Below are 326 nucleotides of genomic sequence, written 5' to 3' on the forward strand. Positions count from 1 at the left end.
ATTTAATTTCAGCTGAACAATGGTCACAAAAACAGGAGAAGGATTCTTGATAATTAATTTATCATTAGAGACAGTAAAGACCAGTTTGCTAGGTGCTTCCTTGGTGTCATAGAACCATAGTCATTAATGGTTTCATAACTGATTTCATTACTTACTTTTGAAGTAGATTTAATAGGAATATTAGCCTCACCAAAAGGTTCAACCATAATATTGTCTAGATCATCATTATTTAATTTCAGCTGAACAATGGTCACAAAAACAGGAGAAGGATTCTTGATAATTAATTTATCATTAGAGACAGTAAAGACCAGTTTGCTAGGTGCTTC

At 32.2% G+C, this 326-nt stretch carries 1 protein-coding gene; it reads right to left on the minus strand.

Annotation, left to right across the window (positions count from 1 at the left end; all coding sequences use genetic code 11):
* Nucleotides 1–53: 53 nt before the first annotated feature.
* Nucleotides 54–326: fimbrial biogenesis chaperone (locus BHE89_RS23280; RefSeq protein ID WP_458694258.1), on the minus strand; the 273-nt coding region annotated here is incomplete at its 5' end.

It is taken from the genome of Shigella sp. FC1967 (assembly GCF_001743005.1).
In the GTDB taxonomy this organism is placed as follows: domain Bacteria; phylum Pseudomonadota; class Gammaproteobacteria; order Enterobacterales; family Enterobacteriaceae; genus Proteus.